The sequence below is a fragment of the Desulfosporosinus lacus DSM 15449 genome, assembly GCF_900129935.1.
GTDB classification, from domain to species: domain Bacteria; phylum Bacillota; class Desulfitobacteriia; order Desulfitobacteriales; family Desulfitobacteriaceae; genus Desulfosporosinus; species Desulfosporosinus lacus.
Genome location: NZ_FQXJ01000005.1, coordinates 93,811 through 116,640 on the forward strand (window position 1 = coordinate 93,811; position 22,830 = coordinate 116,640).

Below are 22,830 nucleotides of genomic sequence, written 5' to 3' on the forward strand. Positions count from 1 at the left end.
TTATTTCTTCTATATTAAAAAGGTTTGACTAATTTTTACCTTTCCCGTTCCTGATAAATCTGAAGACGAATATCCTTTTCCACCGTTAATCGAAAAATTCGCGAAGACTGAATTATGCGTGATGTAGTGCGTATACCAATATAATCTTCCATTTCATCTAGAGAAAGATTAGACGTAATAACTGTTGGAAGTTGCTCATTTAGGCGATAATTAATAATTGAGTAGAGTCTGTTTCTTGTCCAATCTGTATAATTATGCGCTCCTAAATCATCAAGGATTAAGATTGGCACAGATCGGGCTGTATCTAATAAATCAAGTTCGTTGAGATCCGATTTGTAGGTTGCTCTCAATTCATCCAAGAGATCGGGAACAACAAGAAAAAGTACCTTTAAATGAGAATCCATAAGTTCATTAGCTATGGAAGCAGCTAGATACGTTTTTCCTGAACCAACGGGCCCAGTAAACAATAGTCCGAGACCATAAGGAGTGCGCAGACAATCATTAACGAAGCTTTTAGCTGCCTTTAAGGCCCTGATTGCTCCGTCACGATGTATATCTGTCATGTTATCGGAATAAAAATCAAATCGAAATTTTTCCAATCTGCAGTTCATCAACTCTCTAGAGATACGGGCATGGCGAAATTGATTTTCGATTTTCCTCGATTGCATACAACTGCAGGGATAGGCAATATCTCCTTCAAGAACAATCCCTCGATCATCGCAAATAGAGCACGCAACCTTATCGGTGGAATTGGGATAATCAATAACAGGCTTGGGGTTATTAATATTTGTTTTTGTTTTTAAGACATTACTTTTCAAAATATCATTTACACTTTTCATTTTGGATAACCTCCTCTAAAATCCAGACGTATCCAAACAATTTAAAGATAAAAATTTTCATATTTATTGGATGTTGTTTTTGACCCTTTATTCTTTGGTTTTGTGGTCTTCTTTTCTTGACGAGATTGAAAATTAGCGTCTTCTGCTTCAATTTCTGCTCTTGTACGCAGTCCCTTTTTTTCCCATTCCCTAAGTATTGAATCTAAATAACGGAAATTTCGGATACCTGCACTAACCCCTCTTCTTAATGCCTCTATTATAATTTCTTCAGTAAAATGAGAAGATAACCATCGATCTAGATTTTCACACTCCAGACGCGTGAGCAACCGACCTAGTTCTTGCTCAAAAGTCTGAACTAAATTCTCCATTGCCGGATTTGTTGAATTGGGTAAAGGTGTGATATTTGGAGAGACTTGATTTTGTTTAAGGACTCGTTCTTCTTCCAATTGTTGAGAACGTTCAATGGCCCAAAGCTCGGCTAGTTCATCGATCAGCCCAACAAAACTATAACTATTTCCCCACTTAAGTTCAACTGGATTCCAATACCTTTCGATGGTCAGGAGTTTTCGCTCTACCAAACCACCCAAATCTTCTTCTATATTCGAAGATGAAGCATTCATACGCCCCGCTAAAGTGGCAATTGAAGGATATGGATTTGATTCAGATTCGCATAGAATTTGAATTATCACCATCATCTCATGATCACTGAGTCCAATTTTAGTATAGTGTGTCAACAGGTATTTTGGAATTGAAACAACACCGGAAAAGAAAAGAGCTTGTGTAAAGCTCCCATAAACATTTACTTTATTCATTGACATTCATCTCCCCATGTACCGGTCACAGAATTATCTATAAAAATCATTCTCCTATTTCAGACATTATCCTCACCAAAACTTGCAGAGAAAGGATATTTTTTCCATTACATACAAATTAGAACAAAATGCTTTTATTACATTTACCACATTATGGAAGGAGTATGGAGCTCTTTTGGCGTATATATATTATGAAATGAAAAGGAGGATAAAGAAATATGGATTTTAGAAAAGAACTTATTCAAATAGTCGAGAAATCAGGCTCTCTCTCAGCCTGGGGGGTTAAGCATTGCTTCAGGGTCTATCACTTGTCAAAAGAACTTTCCACTCATCTTAGCTTAGATGATGAGGTTCTTTATACAGCTGCAATGTTACATGACACAGGTAAATATCCTGTCTATGCCCTTAAAAACATTGATCATGCCCTACGCTCAAAAGGGGTATCGGCAAACCTTCTGCAACAAATGATGTTCTCTTCCGTTAAACTGCCCATTGTTTTAGACGCTGTTGAAAATCACATGTTTTACTCAGAACCAGGCCGGAGTGATGAAGCGGTTTATTTAAGAGAAGCAGATATTCTGGATAATATGGGCAATATCGGCTTAATGCGTCTATTTAGTCTCGTAGGCCAGGATGAACTAATACAGACTCCTGAAGACGCTATCGACCGCGCACGCCTTTTTGCAGATGCTCTTCCCGACAAAGTAGTCACTAAAGCAGGAAAACGTTTAGCAATTAAGCGACGTGAAGAAAGCCTTCGCTTCCTTGCAGGTATAAAACGTCAAACCTTAGAATATGCGTGGCTGTAATTATTGAAGTTTAATGCCTAGTTCTTCGTTCCTGTTCTTCAAGCCATCGTGTTATGCTGTCCAGCAGGTTAACGACCCGTTCAAAATCACGGGTTCTTTGTCCCTCGTCGATAAGCCTTTTAAGGTGATGTCGTAATCGTATATATGCTCTATTAACTTGTGAACGTGATATTTTGGATGCCGATGTCTTAGATCGCTTATAAGAAGGTGCAGCAGGAATTGGAATATTCCTAAGAACCTTCTCTGTGGAAACCTCATTGCCATCCTCAACCTTAATCGCTTTAGACAACCAAACTTTTTCAGGAGCATGCTGTAGAACTTGTTCTTGAGTAAATTCTAAAGTTTCTCCAAGCTGGGGTATAAGAGGCGTTTTTGCGAACACTTCTAAAACTTTATCAGAAAAACTTGTCTGAGATTCTAACTCTCCGTGAACAAGAATAATTTGTTCTGCTTTTTTCCCCAGAAGAGAGAGCCAATGAATAAGTTCAGCCTGATCTGCATGAGCGGAAAACCCGTCCATGTGACTAATCTGTGCATTAACTGCGACTTTCTCCCCGTGTATGGTTACAGTCTCAACACCATCTGAGAGAATTCGGCCCAGTGTTCCTTGGGCCTGATATCCTACAAATAGAATTGTAGCATTTCTTCGCCATAGATTATGTTTCAGATGATGTTTAATTCGACCAGCATCAGCCATGCCGCTGGCAGCAATAATTATCGCTCCACCTTCAATTGAATTAAGAGCCATAGAATCTTGAGCAGTTTGACTAAAATGAACATTAGACATATTTAGAGGATTATTTCCAGTTCTTATCAGTTCCTTAGTGATAGAATCAAAATTATCTGTGTTTTCTTGGAAAATCTTCGTAGCTGCAATAGCCAAAGGGCTGTCAATATAAATAGGCAATATTGGTATACGATGTTCATTCTGTAGTTTTTGAAGGTAAAAAAGAAGGTCTTGAGTTCGTTCAATGGCAAAAGCAGGGATAACCAAATTTCCGCCAGCTTCGTATGTGTCAGTAATAATTTTAGCGAGTTGTTCATAACGGTCAATTTTGTTGCCATCACTGCTTTCGGAATGGAGACGATTTCCATAAGTCGTTTCCATAACCACGATATCTGCCACACTTAATAAGCTTGGATCTTGAATGTAGGGTTGGTTAACATTTCCTATATCACCTGAAAATACAATCGTTTTTTGATAGTCAGGTTCTTTAACGTGAAGAACTGCATGGGCTGAACCAAGTATATGACCGGCATCGAAGAATTCAAAGGAAATAGTCGGCACAAGGTCTACAATATCCTTGTAGGATACGGCACGAAAGTATTGAATGGTATCGAGTGCATCCTGAACTGTATATATTGGAACCAAGGGTTCGAACCCTGCTCTATTTCGCTTTCTATTTTTACGTTCCACTTCCATTTCTTGTATATGCCCACTGTCAGGAAGCATTATTGAACATAATTTAATTGTCTCAGGTGTAGCCCAGATTGGACCCTTAAAACCAGCTTTAATAAGTTTAGGTAACATTCCAGAGTGGTCGGTATGAGCATGTGTCAAAATAACAGCGTCAAGACTTGCTGGATTATAGGGGAATTCTCCATAATTTAACTCTTTGAGTGCCTTTGAACCCTGAAACATTCCACAATCAATTAAAATGCGTGACTTCCCTGATTCGACTAGAAAAGAAGATCCTGTGACAACCTGTGCTGCCCCCAAAAAGCTAATTTTCATCAATCAATCCTCCAAAAATAGCGCCTCATTGCTTTTCCTTTCAGAATATTATTCTGTGAAGAATAGCATTTTGGACGCTTTACTTTAACAATGCTATTTATAGTTTTCCAGCATATACATCTAACTTACATATCTCTACTTATTCTACCTGTTTATTCTAGGTTTAGCAATGACCATAATAAACTGTTGCTTTTTATTCAAGCTGAAAGAAATTCAGTTTAACAGCCTTTAGGGCAGCTTGCGTCCGGTCTTCAACAGCTAGTTTACGATAAATGCTTGATAAATGATTCTTTACTGTTTTTTCACTAATAAATAAAGAGGTCCCAATCTCGCGATTGGAAGACCCTTTCACAACATAATGGAGAATTTCCATCTCCCGATCACTTAGACCGCATGTATCTTTCAAAGGGCTCGGTTGGCTCAACTGATCAAGCAGTTTTCCCGTTACTGATGGAGATAAGATTGGTTCTCCGGAATAAACCTTGCGAATTGATTCAATCAGGGTTTTAGAATCTACATCTTTAAGTAAATAACCTGCTACACCAATTTGCAGAACCTGGAAAACCTTTTCATCGGAATCATCAACAGTTAGCACTAAGATACCGACGTTTGGACATTCACGACGAATTACCCGACCTGCTTCCAGTCCATTAACCCCAGGCATGTTTAAATCCATTAATAGAATATCAAATTTCATTGTCCGCGCTACATTGATGGCACCTTGACCATCTCCCACTTCTGCAACGACTTCAATCCCATCTTCAAATTCTAAAATGCGACGAAGCCCTTCTCTTAATAAGGGATGATCATCTGCAATTACAATTCTTATCAAGTTGTCGTTCCTCCCTCTTGGTTCGATGGAATTGACAGTTCAATCGTTGTCCCTTTTCCCATAGTTGATTGTATCGAGAAATACCCTGAAAACATTTCAACGCGTTCACGCATTCCCACAAGTCCAAAATGTTCCCCAGGAGAATTCATAGCAGTGTTTACTTCAAAGCCTTTACCATAATCACGTATAGTGGCGATGGTCCATTCATCTTTATAAGTTAAACAAATCTCTACTTTAGCAGTCTGTGCATGTTTAGCGACATTCGTCATTCCCTCTTGAACTAATCTAAAGAGAGCAACCTCCATGGCCGGAAGAAGTCGCCTTTCTCTACCTTCGATATGCAAATCACAGTTAATTCCATAGTTATCTTGAAAATTATCCAGGTATTTTGAGATTGCAGGGACAATTCCTAAATCATCCAATGCCATTGGCCGAAGATCGAAAATTATCCTGCGAATGTCTTGCAAGTTAGCTCGAACTAAATTCTTAAGGTCTTGAAGTTCGGACTTGGCCCGACTAGGATCTAATTCCAGTAATTTTTCGGCAATTTCTAAGCGTAAGACAATATTAGCAAGCGTTTGGGCAGGACCATCATGGATTTCCCTCGCTACACGGCGACGTTCCTCCTCTTGAGCTTTAATAACACGCAGACCCATCTCTAGCCGTTGCTCATGATTCTGAGTTTGAAGGGCCTCAACAACGCCACCTTGCAATAAGCTGATTGCCATGCTGACCTGAGTCATAAGGTTTTGGGCACGTTCAATTGTTACTTCCATTTGAGTAAGAGATCTTTCAAGATCGTCGCGCCGCTTACGCAACTGAATTTCTTTTTGTTGCAAAAGTTGCAATTTAACTTGGGCATCTTTTGCTTCCGCATACGTCTTCATCATTTCTTCTTGAGTATGTTCTTGATACGCTCGATTTACCTCCATTAGATTTTGGCGCATGCGTCGTTCCACTTTTTCTTGAAAATCGACTTGTAAAATAATTTCCTGAATATCTGATTTAAGTTGAGAGAGTTCATTAACAAGCCGATGAGTCTCAGTTCGAGATGTTTCAGCTATAAAAAATATTTCTTCTTTTCCTGATTCGATGGCCTTCAAAGTATTTTTTAATATTTCTCCCAACTGATCAGACAAAATTATTCCTCATTTCAATAATATTAAACATTAACTTGCTCTTCTATATTGTTTTATTCGACACAGAAACAGTATTTCCTACTTCTAAGCAAGAAAAATTAGATAACTTATCCCCCATTAGGACTTTCGTCCTAAACGTAAAATGGTTCTAACTTCTCTCTCTAATCTTCTCGGATAAGAAAGATCATCCTCACGCAGGACCAAAATCCTCCAACCGTCTTTTACATATTTATTAGTCTCACTAGGACGGGCTGAATCATAGCAGCTGATTAGCACATCCTCTACTTGAGCTAAAAATTCCTGATTCAGTAATGAAACATTCCATAAGACAGGTGCTTTGGGGAAAATATAGCTTAGAACATCATTAAGGCGTTCCGCCCTATAAGGGATCTGGGCAGTTTGAACTAACTCACTAGCTTTTGCTGATATTGAAACAATTTTACGTGAATCTTTATTAGAAGTATCTGATTTAATATCTGATTTAATATCTGATTCAATACACTCTTGCAACTTATCCATGCTGTTTATTACTTCAAAATTCCCAGATGCGGTGTCAGTTTTTTCATCTTTTTCTTCGATCAATACTTCGCTCTCATCACCCTCTTTAATTAAGACTTGGTTTTGGCAGATCGAAGCTGATGCAGGAATTGATTCAGGCATTTCTATTATTTTAGACTCTTCAGGGATATCGCCCATCGCTTTTAACATACCTTCATTGAGCATTCTATTCATTGTTTCAATAAATGTAGAAAAGTTACTAATAACACGTGGGTCAGGAAGTTGTTGTTCAATAATTTGTTTAAGTCCATCCGCTAGATACTCGGAAGGAAATGTAGAAAATCCCTGTAACAAAGATGAAAGCTTTCCTACAGTTTTACATCCCTTTTGATATTCTGTCTCTGAATCTTTCCCACTTAATAAACATGTCGTAAATATTGTTTCAATGATTTGCTCTACCCATTCTTGAATTCTCGGATCGTTATGATAATAAGCCTCCATAATTATCCCCTTCCAAATTCTATATCTTTAATAGCTATGCTTGTATCCTTGACCGTATGAACATTCATGTTAATAAAAAGAAGCTGTAACAAACTTTATAATTAAAGTTTGTTACAGCTTCTTTTTGCGAAATAGACGTATGATAGAGTGAAAAAGAACATCCACTTACAAGAAGTGGATGTTTCTAACCTTGCTAAAATTTTAGCGAGCGCGGAAAACTTTAAGATAAGAATCAGCGTAGACGCTTCTATTAAGAAGGATCTGACAAGTAGCAGCAACGTCAACAAGGTCATCATCATTGGCATCCATAATAGCTGCATCAAGTCCACTCGCAATTGCCATTGCCATATATGTCCGATTAATCAAGTTGCGATCCGGAGATTTCTGAGATACGTTTGATAGTCCTAGAACCGTGCGAGGTGCTGGGTTTGCCAACATTTTCACTTGTCTTAAGGACTCTAGAACTTCTGGTGCATGCTCCTGAGCAACGTTTACAGGAAGAATCAATGGATCAATGAATAGGTCTTCCATCGGTACTCCGTACTCATCTGCCGCAGCCACTAATTCCATAGCAAAAGCCACACGATTTTCGGCATCTTTTGGAATACCTTTCTTATCCATGGTCAACCCGATAATTCCAGCATTATATTGAATAGCCATTGGGAAAACACGTTCTATTTTTACTTGTTCTGCAGGGCAAGAGTTAATAATTGCTGGACGCTTACAAACCTTTAAGCCTGCTTCAATAGCATCATAGTTTGTTGAGTCTAAGACAAGAGGCAATTCGGAAACTTCCTGAATAACATTAACCATCCACTCATAGGCTTCAACTCTTTCATGAGTTGGAATAGCAGGGCCGGAGTTAACGTCAAGGTAGTGTGCTCCTCCTTCTTGTTGCTTTACAGCCCAATATTGAATGGGCTTCGGATCTTTATTGCGAAGTGCATCTCCAATATCAGTAAACATTCCGTTAATCCGTTCGCCAAAAATAAGCATTCGGTCACGTCCTTTCATTTTAATAAATTAAATAGCTAAATGAAGGTAATTTTACAGATAGAAGTGTGAACCTATAATAGGGATTATTTCCCCATCATATCGGCAATGTTCTTTTTGACAACACTTACTGCAGCAGGGTTACGCATTACAAGAATACTAGCTCCGACTTGAAGTACGCCAGAAGCTGTTACAGCCTCCCAAAGAACGCTGCGATCTGCGAGATCTCCCCATCCGGGAAACTCTTCATTAGATGCATAAGCTTCTTTACAGCGGTTAGCTTCGTATCCAACTGTACAAATGATAGGCATTGAAAGCATTTTATCATTTGCTAAGGCTCCGAGACGTGCGCGCTCCATGATTGAATAAACATACTCAATTCCAAATCCCAGACCGGCAACCGTAGGATCAATGACGATTTTGTTTAGAGGCAGTCCCATCTCATTGATCAAGATATTGAGCTGTTTGCAGATATTAATGTCAAGTGGTGAACGGGCAATCAGAGTATGTTTGTGTACCATCGCGGCAGCAGCAATGGACTTATAGTTATCTTGCTCGGCGATACCGATCAGGAGGTTTTCCCCTGTTGCAGCTTCAGCAATAACAGCCATAATCTCATTATTTTTTTCAGAGTCGTCGCACCCTTCCACAATGAGGGGGACCCCCACAGCTGCTAAGACGTCTTTTACAATGCGTGCACAATCTTCTGGGGAACGGTTTTCTGCTTCGGGATCAGCGCCGTTCAGTTTTAGATAGATGAGATCTGCGCCAAAATCATCAACGCATTTTTTAGCCCAAGCGGCTGGATCATTGATGACATCCCCAATTTGATTCATAATCATCTCATTCCAAGCAGGTACTACGTCTGTGACCTCCATTGCAATCACCGGACGGTTCTTAGTTTCTCCTTCAAAGTGGAGAAACGGTAAGGCACTGTCCCCTCCAACCGTAATCGTGGTGGTTCTTGTTCCTCCCTGTTCAGCAGTTGCGCCGAGTACTACCTCTCCAACTTTACTGGAATATTTTTCTTTTACTAACGTTACGGACATGAACTTCTCTCCTTTCTAGTTAAAGATTCCGGCACGGTTCAGTATGCTATCCACTGCCTGGACCGAGACGGCATCATCAGGCAAATCAAATAGTGGTTTGCCCGCCAAGTCATATTCCACAACTAAAGGATCTAAAGGAATGTCTCCAATCACAGTAAGACCAGTACGGTCAATCTCTTCTCTCAATGATTCCATACTTCCCTCTGTAGTCTTGGTTACAATCAAAAATATGGTTTGTACAGCAGATTTTAGCCCCCGAATAAGATCGTGAACTCTTCCCGCTGAACGAATCCCTCGAGCCGAAGAATCACTAATTACAAACATGACTTCAATGCGGGGAATCGTACGTCGACTTATATGTTCCAAGCCTGCTTCAGAATCCACAGCCACAAAGTCATAGTTTTCCCCGATGTTCTCTAGATGTTTACGTAAGATGTCATTGGGATAGCAGTAACACCCGGCCCCTTGAGGCCCTCCCATGACAAGCAGATCGATTTCTTTCGACTCAACTAACGATTGTTGTAGCTTGTACTCGATAAAGATGTTTTTTGGCATACCCTCAGGAATTGCTTTAGGATCTTTACTTTGTTCAAGCAACTCCGATATTGTCGATGTAACATTCAAGCCCAACGCTTCGCCTAGATTTGCATTGGGGTCTGCATCGACTGCGAGTATTGAAGTCCCTTTTTTTCGGTGAACCATTTGCCTTAATAATAAAGCGGTGAATGTGGTTTTTCCTACTCCACCTTTACCTGCAACAGCTATATATTTAGACATAATTGACCTCCATTATAACGTTTATTGAAAAGATGGAAATAGGGACATATCCGTGTGGGGTAAAAACAAGGCGGCCATATATTCGTCCATATATGTCACTCCAACTGAAAGCTCAACATAGGTCATTTTTCGTCCTAATTCTTCTGCTTCCCGCCAGGCATTCTGAGAAAGTAAGGCGAGGCGTGCACCTTTGACGGATGCATTTCCAATAAATTCAAACCGTTCCGGTTCAAGATCTGGGAGCAGTCCAATTTGAACAGAATCATGAATATTAAGGTAATTGCCGAAACCGCCTGCTATGACAATCCGGCTAATCATTTCAATATCCACTGCAACCATATTCAGCAATGATCGGATTCCAGCGTAGATCGCACCTTTGGCACGAATGACATTCTTGACATCATTCTCTGTAATGACCACATCTTTTTCTCCACCGGCTTGATAAGCCCAAGCTAGGACAAACTCCTTATCATCCGTCGTAGCTCTTAATCGCTGCGAGCCCGATTTATGTCCTAGCTGGAAATTCCCAGCGCGGTCGATAATACCTGCACTGAGCAGTTTGGCTATACAATCCACAAGCCCCGATCCGCATATTCCTACAGGAGTTTGGTTATTAATCACCTTAAGGGACACATCCAAGGTTTCCGGATCAATGATGATCCGTTCTATCGCCCCGGGCATAGCTCGCATACCAAAAGTAATACCGCCACCTTCAAAGCTTGGACCTGCAGAACAAGCGCAAGCAACAAGCCAATCCTGGTTTCCGAGTACAATTTCTCCATTCGTTCCGATATCAATAAAGAGAATAATATCTTCCCCGTTGGCCAAATCCGTCACCAGTGTTCCTGCTACAATGTCCCCTCCGACATAACTTGCTACTGAGGGGTAACAATGCACCATTGCCTCAGGCAACATATGGAGTCCAATCTCTCGAGCAGGGAATGAGGGAACGTTTGTCATAGTGGGAATATAGGGTTCCAAGCGAATGTACCGCGGATCTACGCCTAAGAACAATTGGGTCATTGTTGTGTTTCCTGCCACCATTGCGCTAGCAATATTCATATTACTTAATGATTGACGAGCAAGAATCTTGTCAAGAAGTCCATTGACGGTTTCTACAACAGCATCTCTGATCTCTATTAAGTTCTGTTCGTTTTCAACTGCATACACTATCCGAGTTATTACGTCATCCCCATATTTCGCTTGTTTGTTATAAGTACCTTGTTGATCGACAATCTCTCCAGTTAAAAGATTAATGAGATAGACAACAACTGTCGTCGTACCTATATCAATAGCGAGCCCATAAGGGGGGACATCATTTCCCTGCTCAATATGCGTAATGGTTAACCCAGCTTCTGTATCTGTCATGGTAATGGATACATCCCAATTTGCTTTGCGGAGTGATTCAGGCAGATGTTTAAGAATGGATAGAGGTATATGAATGGGTTTGTCTCCGGTTTTTAGGACGCGACGGAGTTCAATACTAAGACGTGCCCAATCACTGGAATTTTCAGTCAAGGTCGGTGTAGAAAGTGAAATCCTCTGTTTTATAGCTAAAGGGTGACGCCCGAATTTATCGAGTAAATCATGTTCGCTTTCCTGTAGGAGTCCTTTTTGAACATCTCCCATCAAAACTTGGTGTTCTTGTAACCTGGACTCAGGAGGCACCTCAATTGTCATATCCCCCTGGACCAAGGTTTTGCAGGCAAGCCGAATTCCTTTAGCAAGTTGCTCAGGTGTTAAATTACCCGTCCCATTTACTAAGGGTTCTCCACTTAAAACGTCAACTTTACAAGCTCCGCATGTTCCCTTACCACCGCACCCAGATTTGACCATAATTCCGGCTTTAGCGGCTACGTTAAGCAGAGATGTACCTTGATCAGCTTCAATAACACGGTTCTCTGGCATGAACTTAATTCTAAATTGGGACATCGCTTTCACTTCCTTACTCTACCAAGAAATCCCATTAGTGTGATGAATTTTTAGAAAAACATTGCTCGTCTCTCAACATAGCATAATTTGCTTTAGTGTACCCTGCTCAGTCTTAAGTCAAAGATTTTGAGAAAGATACAATCCCGCTGGACTCACGTGGTCCAACAATGGTTTTCCAACCGGACAGTTCAGAAAGTTTTCCTGAAATTACTGCAACATAACCTGGAATGATGATATTACGGTGTTTTACCTTATCGGCAATTCCACATGCATTCATTGCTTCGACGATTTTCTCAGGCTCGAATTTACCAGCAGCGTAGGCTGTGAGGACGGATGTTCCGTCGGTATCAATTGGTAAGATATAGCTAGGAATTTTAGATGTTTCTACTTCCCCTTCGACGCTATAGTACGTTAAGGAGAAGTTAGTGGTAATATAGAATGGCGAATTTTCATCAACATTGCCAACAGAGTGGAGTTTTGGTTCAACTTGAATTGGTTTTTGAGGATCTGTATAAATGTTCTGCTTCAAGGTCATTAACGGTAAAAGGTGAGCCTTTTTGCTGGTTTTCAAGACGACAGCACTGGCATATTTAGCCACATATACTGAGGCTTCCATGATTTCTTCCATTGGTTCAGTTTTGCTTGTATAGGCAATGACAGGGAAACCAAGCGGCCTGAATTTTTTCTTAATGGCTAAACGGCGAATATGGGTAAGATTTGCTAAAGTATCGACCGGAGTTCTGGTACCAGGATCCAAAACGAATTCTTTATAGCCCAAAGCTTGTGCCTTAACTACAAGTTCTTCGAGAGCATCCAGTCCATCTGCTTTAATGATGACAGGAACTGAGTTTTCTTTAGCTAGGTTGACCATAGCTTCATAGTTATCAGCAGTTGCCGCTCCAATAAGGGGTTTACGGGATGCCAAAGGTGCGAGAGCAGCTTTCATAGCCTCGGGATCACTGCTTAATAGAAGTAATGATTTATCTGTGGCTTCTGCCACAACAGCAGCTACTTTAGCAAAGCGGGCAGCATCTCCGGATTCTTGAACTACAGCTACACCATCTATAGAGTATTGAAGACCGACACGCTCAAATTCTAAGCCCTTGATCTCCTCAATTTTGGCATTCAATTCATCATCACTTAAGGTATCTGACACAGAAATAAGTAAAGTCGTGGGATGATAAAAGGTTTTGTCATGACGGAAAAGAACTGTTTCATCTCCGAGAACAGAATCCTTACCGAATTTTATTGCTTTAATCGGAGGAGCAGCAGCAGAATCCAAGTTCTCTCGGGCAGCTTCAGTTACATAAGGGCAAGAGTCTAGAGCTGCTTTTCCTGAGGCCAATGCCATGGCAAAGGCTAGGCAAGTCGGAACGCCACATTCTCCGCAGTTTTTCTTGGGCATTTGTTTATAGATTTCTAAACCTGTAAGAGCCATTTTAAATCCCCTTTCTAATCGATCTAGGATGAAGCAGACCCGCAAGGTCCCGTTCTGGGACCTTGTCGTCTGCGGGAATATTACATTAGCGGTTCAAGGTTAAAGCATGGATGTCCATTTTCTTCAAGGAAAGGAATTATTTCTTCTACAGTGGTGCCAACGGACTCATCCGCAATCTTGTCTATGAAGTCTGCTCCTAAACCTTCATCGATGGAGCGTTGAATAAAGTCCTCACGCAAGAATTCTTTTAGTTCTTTTGGCATCCAGACAATACGGGCAAGTCCACCATCAGCAGGGATGAACTTTTTGCTGAGCAGGTAAGTTCTTCCGATTCCCATGAACCCTGGGGTTTGCATTCCACCGCCGCATGTTCCAGCCAGTGATGAGAATGTCATACCGCAAGGGGTCATTCCAGAATGTTCGCGAGTCGTCAGCATGAGACCGTTCGCTTCAGGAACAATTGCCATGATAGCCTCAAAGCAACCGCAAGAGGTCATCGGTTTATCCATTAAAGTATAGAGGTTAACTTCTTCTAGGGTGTTGTTCGAAGCTTTATACAGATATTCATTACACGATTGCCACATACCTTTCAAATCATCAATCGCGGGACCTTTAGGAATAGGTTGGTTTGGTCCGTTGGGTGCAATCTCATAGGATGCTTTGGCATCTAGCCAGCTCACTGCACCGCACAAGCCAACCCTTTCAGGTGTGACAATACAAACATGGTTTGGTGCAAAAGACTGACAAAGTAAACAGGAATAGAAATCTTCGACAGACTCATCTGTTAAACTCCTCATCCGATCGTCACGAGCACGATATCGTTCACGTGCCTTGACGAGGCCTTCCTCAACTGCGGCCTGATCAGTAATAAGAGTTACTTGAACACGGTCAACGATAGCGGGGAATTCCTGTTTTAATTTCGCCAACAGGAGTTCTCCCAGATGCTTAATTAAGAAGCCTTTCGCTCTGGCATCTTTGGAAATCCGTACCCAGCATAAATCACGCTGAGCAACATGCCAGACACCCTCTCCGTAGTTTGCAAAGTAATGGATTCGACGCTCCAAAACCCCTTCAAAGTCATCCTGCATCTTACGTCCGAAAATGTCAATCTTAATACCCAATGGAAGTCTGGATCCTTCCGGGACAGTATCAATTTCAGGCCCGATGACTGTGACCTGACCGTCAACAACTTCATCAGGTCCTACTGATTGGACAAGCTCAAAGGCTGTAGAACGACCGCCACCAAATTCCACATAGGTTTCAGCTTTGCGGATAGATTCTCCTTCAAAAGCAGGTCCAAAGTTTACAGGAATCGGTATTTCGATATTAGTTAGTTTAATGCCCCGAACTTCCATGGCTAATGGAACGATTTTCTCATAATCAGGTTCAGATACGTACCAATCAGGGATTTGCATGTCTTCCGGAAGCACTTGATCTGAAATAGTTGGGAAGCCCATGAAAATTGCGCCCATTGAAGCTGCTAACTTGACATCATCTGTCTCGCCAAGGCTAAGGACAAATGCCCGAATCCGACGACGTTGATAATCGCGATGGTTTTCACGTTCTCCAGCTGGAATTCCACCGAAAGCAAGACCTGCGCGGAAGGCATAGTTTACAGCGTGAATAATCTGTGTAAAGTTTCCTAGAGGAAAAGCAATGTAGTCTTCCCCAATTTTGACGTTTACTTCGAGTAACTGCTCAATGACCTCATCACACAGAAAGATCATGAATCCTTTACCCATCAGATTATCAACGATTTTCTTGGCTGCTTGAGAATCTTTTGCTCGCCCAAGAATTACTGCAACTCCTGGAATGGTCCAGTCAACCATCTTGATTCCGTGTTTCCGTACTATCGGGTCACCTAAGAATCCAGTCCAAGGTTTAACTTTAGGTTCTTCTCCACGCAGATAATTGATTGTCTCAATGACTTCAGCCGCGTATAGGGTAGATTCACCCCAAAGCCTGGCATTTTCAAAGGTAAGTTCTGTACGAATTTGACTGCGCATACGGTTCAGAATAGGAACCAATTCACCTAATTTGGTCACCTTTTCTCCAGAAAGACAGGTGATAACTGGGAGGTGGTAGGCAGTATCTGGATAACCAACTTCTTGCTCAGTACCAAAATCCTTAATTGCCCGATTCAATAAGATTTCCGCATAAGTCATCGCAATGGTTGTACCATCATACGTTCTTCGTAAGAGTTTTTTGGGTTGATTATTAGGATCTTTAATTGCGTCTGCGTAAATTTCCTCCATAGACATAAACATTCCTCCTTTCTTACCAACCTTGCGCTATTGCGGTGTCGTTTTTCTCCGCAGTTTGCCTGTGAATGCCTAATTTCCAAGTTCTATACTCTAAAGCATCTAAGAGTTTTGATGCTCCAATAACGGGATCGACTTCAAAAATAAAGTTTCCACCAAAAACGTCATGAGCAATTTGAGTAGTAATTCCATAAACAAGGTCACTGCCTTCAACAGGAGGCAAGGACCCAACATGGGTAGGCAGTCCCATGGTAACGCACCAAGAACCAATCGCTACCGCTTTTTCGTGCATTGCTTCCGGAGCAGAAGCAACAAACGGTACTTTAGGGATATCGACTCCAAGTTCATTAGCCATTGCGACGGCCAAATCTACAGCACGACTGTTATCAACACACGAGCCTACATGGAAAACCAGGGGAAGACCGGTGGCCAATTGAGGATTTGCCGCTTCAAGGGTTTGAATGAATGACTTAAGCCCTTCTCCAGCATAAGTATCCACTGCTAAGGGGGACATAAGACCAAATTTCGCAAATGCTCCTGATGAACAGCCTGTGGAAATAACGAAAACATCATTTTTAACGAGTTCTTTCAAGACAGCTATATGGGATTCATCTTGAGCCCGTTTAAGATTGTTACATCCGGCCATGAGACAAACTCCTTTGAGCTGTCCACTCTGAATAGCATCTGTAAGCACAGATATCGGACGTTCGGGGTTGATCTTTGAGAATATTTCGGTAAGCGCTTCTACACTGAAACCAGCTACAAGCTTATGCTTTTCGTTAGGAATGGAGATTTTCTTAGGATCCCGATGCTTATAAGCTTCGATAGCAATCTTAATAAGCTTCTTGGCATCTTCCATTGCTGTGGTGGTATTGAAAGCGATGTGTTGAGCACTTGGGATTTTCATAATAGCTTCTGTAGTAATAACTTTTGTATGATAGCATTCCGCTATGGTTTGCACAGCTGGGTAGATACACTGAATATCCACGACCATCGCATCTAAAGCACCCGTTAAGATGGCCATTTCTTGAGAGGCGGAAGATGTTGCTAAGTATACACCTTCTCGCATGAGCAACTCATTACCGGTACAGCAGATTCCTACGATATTGACCCCTTCAGCTCCGACTTTTACTGCCTCTTCTTTCATCGCGCGTGCAGCTGCAACAACCATTTCGCTCAGAACTGGGTTATGCCCGTGAACGGCAATATTCACCATTTTGGGGTTGATTACACCTAAGTTTGCTTCCGATACAATAGGTTCGGGAATTCCAAACAAAACATCGCTTAGATTTGTGCCGATATATTCTCCGCCTAAGTCAGCAAGTGCACTTTTAAGTCCTCCGAAGATGATATTTACTGGATCACTGTCAACGCCCATGGCAGTTTGGGCAATAAGCTCAGTTATCGATCCGTCAATATTTCTCGGCATAATATTAGTGTGCTGGAATTTCTTGCGGCGTCCTTCAGTCATAAATGAATCAAGAAACGCTAAAGGACGATCTTGATAACGTCCAAAATCTGCATATCCAATCTCAACAACGTCTCTGAGGATGTCCTTATCCCCACGGTCAAGAGTGGCTACTCCAAGTTTTTCAGCCAATTTATGAAGCTTTGCAGGAGATTTGATTTCGTAATCGTCGGCATGTCCATCGACTAATGCATGAGCTGTATGCAAAACATGGCGTGCATGCTCAGAGTGAGATGCGGCTCCTCCAGCAATCATGCGGACAATGTTACGTGAAACAATGGTATAAGCTGAGGCTCCGCAGATTCCACGACTTCCAGGACCGTCCTCTTTTTTGACACGACAAGGGCCGGCGATACAGATACGACAACATATTCCTTTGTATCCAAACGCACATTGAGGTTGTTGAGCAACTACCCGATCATAAACCGTCTCAATATTTTTATCCTTAATCATTTCCAACATTTGAAGGGCACCGGGGTCAGTTGTACGAATGGGATTCTTAGGATCTACGACTCGCGGTGCGTCGGATGGTCGGGCGGTATGGGTTAAATCCCGATATCTAGGCATATTACACCCTCCTCTTTATTAAGATCTTGTCTCTTACAAATATACATCTCTACTACGGAACCTCTGTCATCTCCCTTCGTCTAGTATTTTTTGGTAAATTGTATTGAGCTCAACTCCCAGAGACCCACCAGGCAACTCGATATTACCTGTATTTAAGGACATTTCCAACAGCTCGTCACTGTAAGGGATGATGCCAATAAGCTGTTCTTTAGGAAAGTGGTCTCTAAGAAAATTTTCATCTTTAGAATTGCGAACTTTGTTGCCAACTACAAGTACTCGAGGAATACCCAGTTCTAAAGCAAGCTGTTGTATTACCTTTACGGTTTGAATGCTGACCTTACTCGGTTCTGTGACAATGACTAAAACATCGACTCCTAAAGCTGTACCCCTGGTTAGTTGTTCAATTCCTGCACCCATATCTAAGATGACTGTATCCTTTTCCCCAAGGATTAGCGAATTAACTAAGGCTTGAAGAAAGCTGTTTTCTTTACAGTAACAAGAAGTGCCGCCTCCCTTTATGTTACCCATGCGAAAGAACCTAAGAGCTCCCAGCGAGATGCTGTAGTCATCAAGTATATCATCCACGTTGGGATTAAGTGGATAATAAGTTCCACTCCCCCCCATGCGCTCTTCGATTAATTGTTTCATATCAACAATCGGCTTTAGATTCGCAAGAACATCATCAGAGATTCCTAAGATCGTCCCTAGACTGGCATCTGGGTCAGCATCAACCGCTAAAACAGATATCTCTTTATTTGAGAGCCATTGGGCAAAATTTGCAGCAAAGGTAGTTTTACCAACGCCACCTTTACCAGAAATTGCTATTTTCAACGAGACCCAACTCCTTCTCTGCATTTAATCATAAGCCTATTAACCTAATGCTGCGCTTTTATTAATTATATATTCTTTTTTTGTTTCACAAATCCTGCAAACTTTCTGAATATATTTTTTATTTTAAGCAACTTTTTTAAATCACTTAAAACTTAGTTTCATTGTTTAATATTTCTGTATATTCAGACAAATATCATAATCCTTTAATGTAACTAACAAATTAAACGATTTCACCTTTAAAATTATAGTATGCAACTTAATTTCTTTTTAGTTTTAAGATACAAAATTAAATTTAGGCTAAATTATGTCTCCGTTATGTATATTTGAATTCTAAGAGAATTAATTTCATGAGTTGCTCATTTAGAGGCATTAAATATTGCTCATATACACCGATTATGTAAGCTTTCAATTGACCTGTTCTAAAGGGCTCTAATAAATAGTACATTATTAAATCCAACCCTTCTGAAAACTAATATAAAATTTCAGACAGTTCTTAATTAGAAGGCCAAGGGTGAAATGTAAGCCCAAAAGCACCTGCTCCAACGTGAGTTGCTATGACTGGTCCGGCTTCAAATAAACGAACTTCATGCTCCGGATAGCGAACCTGAAGTTCGTTAAGCAATACTCTTCCCTCTTCAGGTATATTGACGTGCATAACACAAATTCGATAACGTTTGCCGGTAGATAAAGCCCGGTCTAATTGGTCAAGAACAGTCTGCCAAGCCCGTGAACGTGAACGTACTTTATCAAAAACATCTATATGGGCGCTTTTATTAAAATAAAGAATTGGTTTAATTTGAAGCAATGTCCCCACCAGAGCAGCTGCTCCACCAATTCTCCCGCCTTTTCGCAGATTTTCTAAGGTATCCACTATGAAATATAGTTCCGTTTCTTGGATTAGAATTTTTAACTTGTCCATAATTTCCAAAGCACTTAAGCCCTGTTGGGCCCACTCAGCTGATGCCCATGCCAAAACACCAAGACCTAATGCAGAAGATCTTGAATCAAAAATATGAATATTTGGGTTTGAAGCCAGCTCTTTGGCCATTTCCGCGGAATGTAATGTGCCGCTTATTGCTAATGAGAGATGAATACTCACGATTTCCTCGATACCTTCAGAAAACATAGCTTCGTAAGTCTCTAAAAATTTGCCAACGGAAGGTTGAGATGTTGTAGAAAGACCGGAGATATTACTTAACTTTTTAAAATAAATCTGATTGGTCAATTCTGTTTCGGAATACGTTTCGTCTCCGATATTTACATTAAGAGGCACCACGCGAATTTGAAATTGCTCAAGGATATCCTTTGATAAATATCCTGTAGAATCCATAACAATCCCTATTTTCCTCAAATCTATTTCTCTCCCTCATGTATAAACGCCTTGAAATTTCTTAATCTATTACTTGTATAAAGTATATCTTAAATCAATAGTGGTAGCAATCAAAAGACCCAGCAATTGGATTAACATACCGCCTTTTTATACCTATATTTTAACATTTTTAGTAATTGTGGTAACAAATCGGTATAGGAGTATTCTATTATAAAAAGTAGAATTTATCAATGAATCATCATTCATTTTTTGAATATTTTATAATTTTATGTATGATTTTAAATAAAAGACATTGGTTATGCCTAAATAGGTTGACAGAATTAATATGATTTGTTAATATGATAGACGTTCTTAAAATACGGGGCGTGGCGCAGTTTGGTAGCGTGCTTGGTTCGGGACCAAGAGGCCGTGGGTTCGAATCCCGTCGCCCCGACCACTTTGAACTTCCTACAAGGGAAACAGTGGTCTGAAATGAATAGTGATCAAGCAACTGCAGGTTAACGATATTTGACTTAAGGTCAACGATTTCTTGCTATACTGAACCACTTTGTTCTTGCATATTTTAGAGAACAAAGTGGTTTTTATCATTCTACCACCAACTGCCAGCAGGTACTGTCTGCTGTAAGACACCTTGTTTTTCTTAATGATAAATATGTCTTCTTTAAATATATCATCTATGTCAATCACTTGATAAATTTAAGATCAAACTATTAATTTAGAGGCCTCTAATTTCAATGTTTTCAATGTTTTCAGTGTATTAACTTAATGCAAACTAATTAATACCCGCTTAATACAAAATTCTTATAATTCACAGAAAGAATATTTATTATAGAAATCCTTCTTTAAAAATAATTCTTTTTTTGACGACTAATACTCCCTTAGTTGCTCTTAATCTGAAAATAGTGATAAAATAATACTAAAAACCTAACCTAGTTTAAAGTGCAACGCTCTGAATAATTGGTTTAATTTAATAAAGGAGTCTTTTGTAATGCTGCAAGGTCTGAAAACATTCCTTCGGACAGTTGAGGAAAATGATATTGACACAATATACCAATGGTATAATGATCAAGAGGTTAATTTTTGGTCTTCTGGCGCTTGGCCTCTAAATACTCTACAGAGCAAAGATCAGATTGCTGTTAAATTTCTTGACGGGTCACCAGATATTTACCGCTATTCTATACTCGATGAAAATGATCACCTCATCGGAACTATTGGTTTTAAAGAACTCAATATACCTGGTCGATCAGCGACAATTTATATTGTTATTGGGGATAAAGCTTATTGGGGAAAAGGGTATGGAACAGATGCCTTAATTGTATTTGCGCGTTTTCTCTTCACACAGTGGAATTTCCACCGACTCTCGCTAGATACTTGGGATGAGAATATCCGAGCTATAAAAGCGTATGAAAAAGTCGGGTTCAAAGTTGAAGGCCGTCAACGTGAAGCTCGTTACGTGTTAGGAAACTATCATGATGCCATTCTCATGGGTTTGTTAAGCAGTGAGTTTCTGGCCCTACATGGAAAATAATCCAATCTAAACTAGAATCTTGGTAATAGGGTTGCTAAAATCAACAGCCTGGAGTAAACTATAATAAATTAAATAATCGTATACTCCTCTGGGGTTGGGTGAGATTCCCTACCGGCGGTAAAGCCCGCGAGCCTTTTTTGGCAGATCTGGTGAAATTCCAGGGCCGACAGTACAGTCTGGATGAGAAGAGGAACAGTTACAAATTGCGTACTTACGCTTTTTTTGAGCTGCATCTTATTCAACACCTAGAGAAAAACGGGTGTTTTTTTTGTTTCATTTTTATCTAATTTATCGCTTTTTGGAGACACTAAATCCGAAATAATTAGAAAGGGAATTCTCATGCACAAATCAAGTCCCTCCGATCTTAACGATGAACAATTTATGAAAAGAGCTCTCGAGCTAGCGGCCATGGCATTGGGCAGAACCAGTCCTAATCCTTTAGTTGGGTGTGTCATCGTTAAGGATGATAAGATTTTAGGTGAGGGGTTTCATCATAAGGCAGGAACTCCTCATGCCGAAATTCACGCCCTGGCAGCTGCAGGTGATCAAGCACATGGAGCTACAGCGTATGTTACACTGGAACCCTGTTCCCATTTTGGCCGAACTCCTCCCTGTGCTGATGCATTAATCCGCGCTAAACTCAGACGGGTTGTCGTTGCCATGAAGGATCCTAATCCACTGGTCGCAGGTCGAGGTCTACAACGCTTACGTGAAGCTGGAATTCAAGTTGACGTAGGGTTATTGTTAAAAGAAGCCTTACTCTTAAATGAAACCTTCATTAAATCAATAACTGCTGGCCTACCATTTGTTGTTTACAAATCGGCAATGACCTTAGATGGAAAAATCGCCACAGAAACTGGGGATTCACAGTGGATAAGCAATGAAATCTCACGCCAATATGTTCATCAGCTTCGTGATCTTTATGATGTTATCCTAGTAGGCAGTCAAACTATTCTTCAGGATAACCCTGCCCTCACTTGCCGTCTTCCCAGTGGAAAAGACCCCATTCGACTTATTGTAGATGGAAAATTAGTCATTGATGAACATGCCCAAGTGCTTACCTCTTCAAAATCCAGTCCTTGTATAATAGCCACTTCGCTTTCAGCATCTAGAGAGAAGGTTGAACGTCTGCGAAACCTCCATCAAGTTGAAGTGTGGCAATACAATACAGAGAGACATGTCCCTCTGGAAAAGCTGATGCGTGATCTTGTCCAGCGCGGTTGGATAAGCGTCTTACTAGAAGGAGGAGGCGGACTGGCGGGAGCGCTTCTTCAAGAAAAGTTAGTCGACAAAGCAGAGTTTTTTATTGCACCTAAACTTGTTGGCGGAAATGGTCCTTCTCCCCTTTCAGGTTTACATATCGGACGCATGGCTGATGCTATAAGTCTAGACAATCTCTGCATTGGTATGGAGACTGGCGACCTGCACGTTACAGGGTATATACGCCCGAAAGGTTTAGATTAGACTATTATGCTATCAACGACTTAGACC

Annotated in this window: 18 protein-coding genes, 1 tRNA gene and 1 riboswitch; of the genes, 4 read left to right on the plus strand and 15 right to left on the minus strand. The window is 40.7% G+C overall.

Going from position 1 to position 22,830, the window contains the following annotated elements:
• Nucleotides 1–35: 35 nt before the first annotated feature.
• Nucleotides 36–839, minus strand: coding sequence for an ATP-binding protein (locus BUB11_RS07405; RefSeq protein WP_073029033.1), 804 nt, complete (start codon nucleotides 837–839; stop codon nucleotides 36–38).
• A gap of 41 nt (nucleotides 840–880) precedes the next feature.
• Complete coding sequence (locus tag BUB11_RS07410) at nucleotides 881–1,651, minus strand: DnaD domain-containing protein (RefSeq protein ID WP_073029035.1); 771 nt, start codon at nucleotides 1,649–1,651, stop codon at nucleotides 881–883.
• 218 nt (nucleotides 1,652–1,869) lie between these two features.
• Between BUB11_RS07410 and BUB11_RS07415 the strand changes: the two genes are divergently transcribed.
• Entirely contained in the window at nucleotides 1,870–2,460 is a 591-nt protein-coding gene (locus BUB11_RS07415) for an HD domain-containing protein (RefSeq protein WP_073029036.1), read from the plus strand.
• Nucleotides 2,461–2,470: 10 nt separating this feature from the next.
• Here BUB11_RS07415 and BUB11_RS07420 read toward each other — a convergent pair whose 3' ends face one another.
• The 13 genes from BUB11_RS07420 to BUB11_RS07480 form a co-directional block, all read right to left on the minus strand.
• Nucleotides 2,471–4,195 (minus strand): MBL fold metallo-hydrolase, encoded by a 1,725-nt coding sequence (locus BUB11_RS07420; protein ID WP_073029038.1) that lies wholly within the window; start codon nucleotides 4,193–4,195, stop codon nucleotides 2,471–2,473.
• A 193-nt stretch (nucleotides 4,196–4,388) separates the two neighbouring features.
• On the minus strand, nucleotides 4,389–5,027 hold the full coding sequence (locus tag BUB11_RS07425; RefSeq protein WP_073029040.1) for a response regulator: 639 nt from the start codon (nucleotides 5,025–5,027) through the stop codon (nucleotides 4,389–4,391).
• A complete protein-coding gene (locus BUB11_RS07430; RefSeq protein ID WP_073029041.1) occupies nucleotides 5,024–6,166 on the minus strand; it encodes a sensor histidine kinase in 1,143 nt (380 codons plus the stop codon). Before BUB11_RS07430 ends, BUB11_RS07425 begins: the two co-directional genes overlap by 4 nt.
• A gap of 117 nt (nucleotides 6,167–6,283) precedes the next feature.
• Nucleotides 6,284–7,165 carry a hypothetical protein gene (locus BUB11_RS07435; RefSeq protein WP_073029043.1) on the minus strand — a complete coding sequence of 294 codons (882 nt, stop codon included), beginning with the start codon at nucleotides 7,163–7,165 and terminating at the stop codon, nucleotides 6,284–6,286.
• A 201-nt stretch (nucleotides 7,166–7,366) separates the two neighbouring features.
• A complete protein-coding gene (locus BUB11_RS07440; RefSeq protein WP_073029045.1) occupies nucleotides 7,367–8,161 on the minus strand; it encodes a methyltetrahydrofolate cobalamin methyltransferase in 795 nt (264 codons plus the stop codon).
• Nucleotides 8,162–8,244: 83 nt separating this feature from the next.
• Nucleotides 8,245–9,207 (minus strand): acetyl-CoA decarbonylase/synthase complex subunit delta, encoded by a 963-nt coding sequence (locus tag BUB11_RS07445; RefSeq protein ID WP_073029047.1) that lies wholly within the window; start codon nucleotides 9,205–9,207, stop codon nucleotides 8,245–8,247.
• Nucleotides 9,208–9,222: 15 nt separating this feature from the next.
• The gene (locus BUB11_RS07450) at nucleotides 9,223–9,984 is read right to left on the minus strand and encodes an ATP-binding protein (protein WP_073029049.1); all 762 of its coding nucleotides are present in this window, start codon (nucleotides 9,982–9,984) and stop codon (nucleotides 9,223–9,225) included.
• A gap of 21 nt (nucleotides 9,985–10,005) precedes the next feature.
• Nucleotides 10,006–11,916 (minus strand): ASKHA domain-containing protein, encoded by a 1,911-nt coding sequence (locus BUB11_RS07455; RefSeq protein ID WP_073029050.1) that lies wholly within the window; start codon nucleotides 11,914–11,916, stop codon nucleotides 10,006–10,008.
• A 112-nt stretch (nucleotides 11,917–12,028) separates the two neighbouring features.
• Nucleotides 12,029–13,354: an acetyl-CoA decarbonylase/synthase complex subunit gamma gene (gene acsC / locus BUB11_RS07460; RefSeq protein WP_073029052.1), complete on the minus strand. Its 1,326-nt coding sequence runs from the start codon at nucleotides 13,352–13,354 to the stop codon at nucleotides 12,029–12,031.
• 80 nt (nucleotides 13,355–13,434) lie between these two features.
• Complete coding sequence (gene acsB / locus BUB11_RS07465; protein ID WP_073029054.1) at nucleotides 13,435–15,615, minus strand: acetyl-CoA decarbonylase/synthase complex subunit alpha/beta; 2,181 nt, start codon at nucleotides 15,613–15,615, stop codon at nucleotides 13,435–13,437.
• A gap of 16 nt (nucleotides 15,616–15,631) precedes the next feature.
• Nucleotides 15,632–17,650: an anaerobic carbon-monoxide dehydrogenase catalytic subunit gene (cooS, locus tag BUB11_RS07470; RefSeq protein WP_073029056.1), complete on the minus strand. Its 2,019-nt coding sequence runs from the start codon at nucleotides 17,648–17,650 to the stop codon at nucleotides 15,632–15,634.
• Nucleotides 17,651–17,716: 66 nt separating this feature from the next.
• Nucleotides 17,717–18,481: an ATP-binding protein gene (locus BUB11_RS07475; RefSeq protein ID WP_073029058.1), complete on the minus strand. Its 765-nt coding sequence runs from the start codon at nucleotides 18,479–18,481 to the stop codon at nucleotides 17,717–17,719.
• A 493-nt stretch (nucleotides 18,482–18,974) separates the two neighbouring features.
• Nucleotides 18,975–19,832, minus strand: coding sequence for a DegV family protein (locus tag BUB11_RS07480; protein WP_073029060.1), 858 nt, complete (start codon nucleotides 19,830–19,832; stop codon nucleotides 18,975–18,977).
• A 338-nt stretch (nucleotides 19,833–20,170) separates the two neighbouring features.
• Between BUB11_RS07480 and BUB11_RS07485 the strand changes: the two genes are divergently transcribed.
• The 3 genes from BUB11_RS07485 (at nucleotide 20,171) to ribD (ending at nucleotide 22,803) form a co-directional block, all read left to right on the plus strand.
• Nucleotides 20,171–20,247, plus strand: a tRNA-Pro gene (locus BUB11_RS07485).
• 552 nt (nucleotides 20,248–20,799) lie between these two features.
• Nucleotides 20,800–21,339, plus strand: a complete 540-nt coding sequence (locus tag BUB11_RS07490; RefSeq protein ID WP_073029061.1) for a GNAT family N-acetyltransferase — start codon at nucleotides 20,800–20,802, stop codon at nucleotides 21,337–21,339.
• An 80-nt stretch (nucleotides 21,340–21,419) separates the two neighbouring features.
• Nucleotides 21,420–21,535, plus strand: a riboswitch (FMN riboswitch).
• Nucleotides 21,536–21,678: 143 nt separating this feature from the next.
• A complete protein-coding gene (gene ribD / locus BUB11_RS07495; RefSeq protein WP_073029063.1) occupies nucleotides 21,679–22,803 on the plus strand; it encodes a bifunctional diaminohydroxyphosphoribosylaminopyrimidine deaminase/5-amino-6-(5-phosphoribosylamino)uracil reductase RibD in 1,125 nt (374 codons plus the stop codon).
• Nucleotides 22,804–22,830 lie beyond the last annotated feature (27 nt).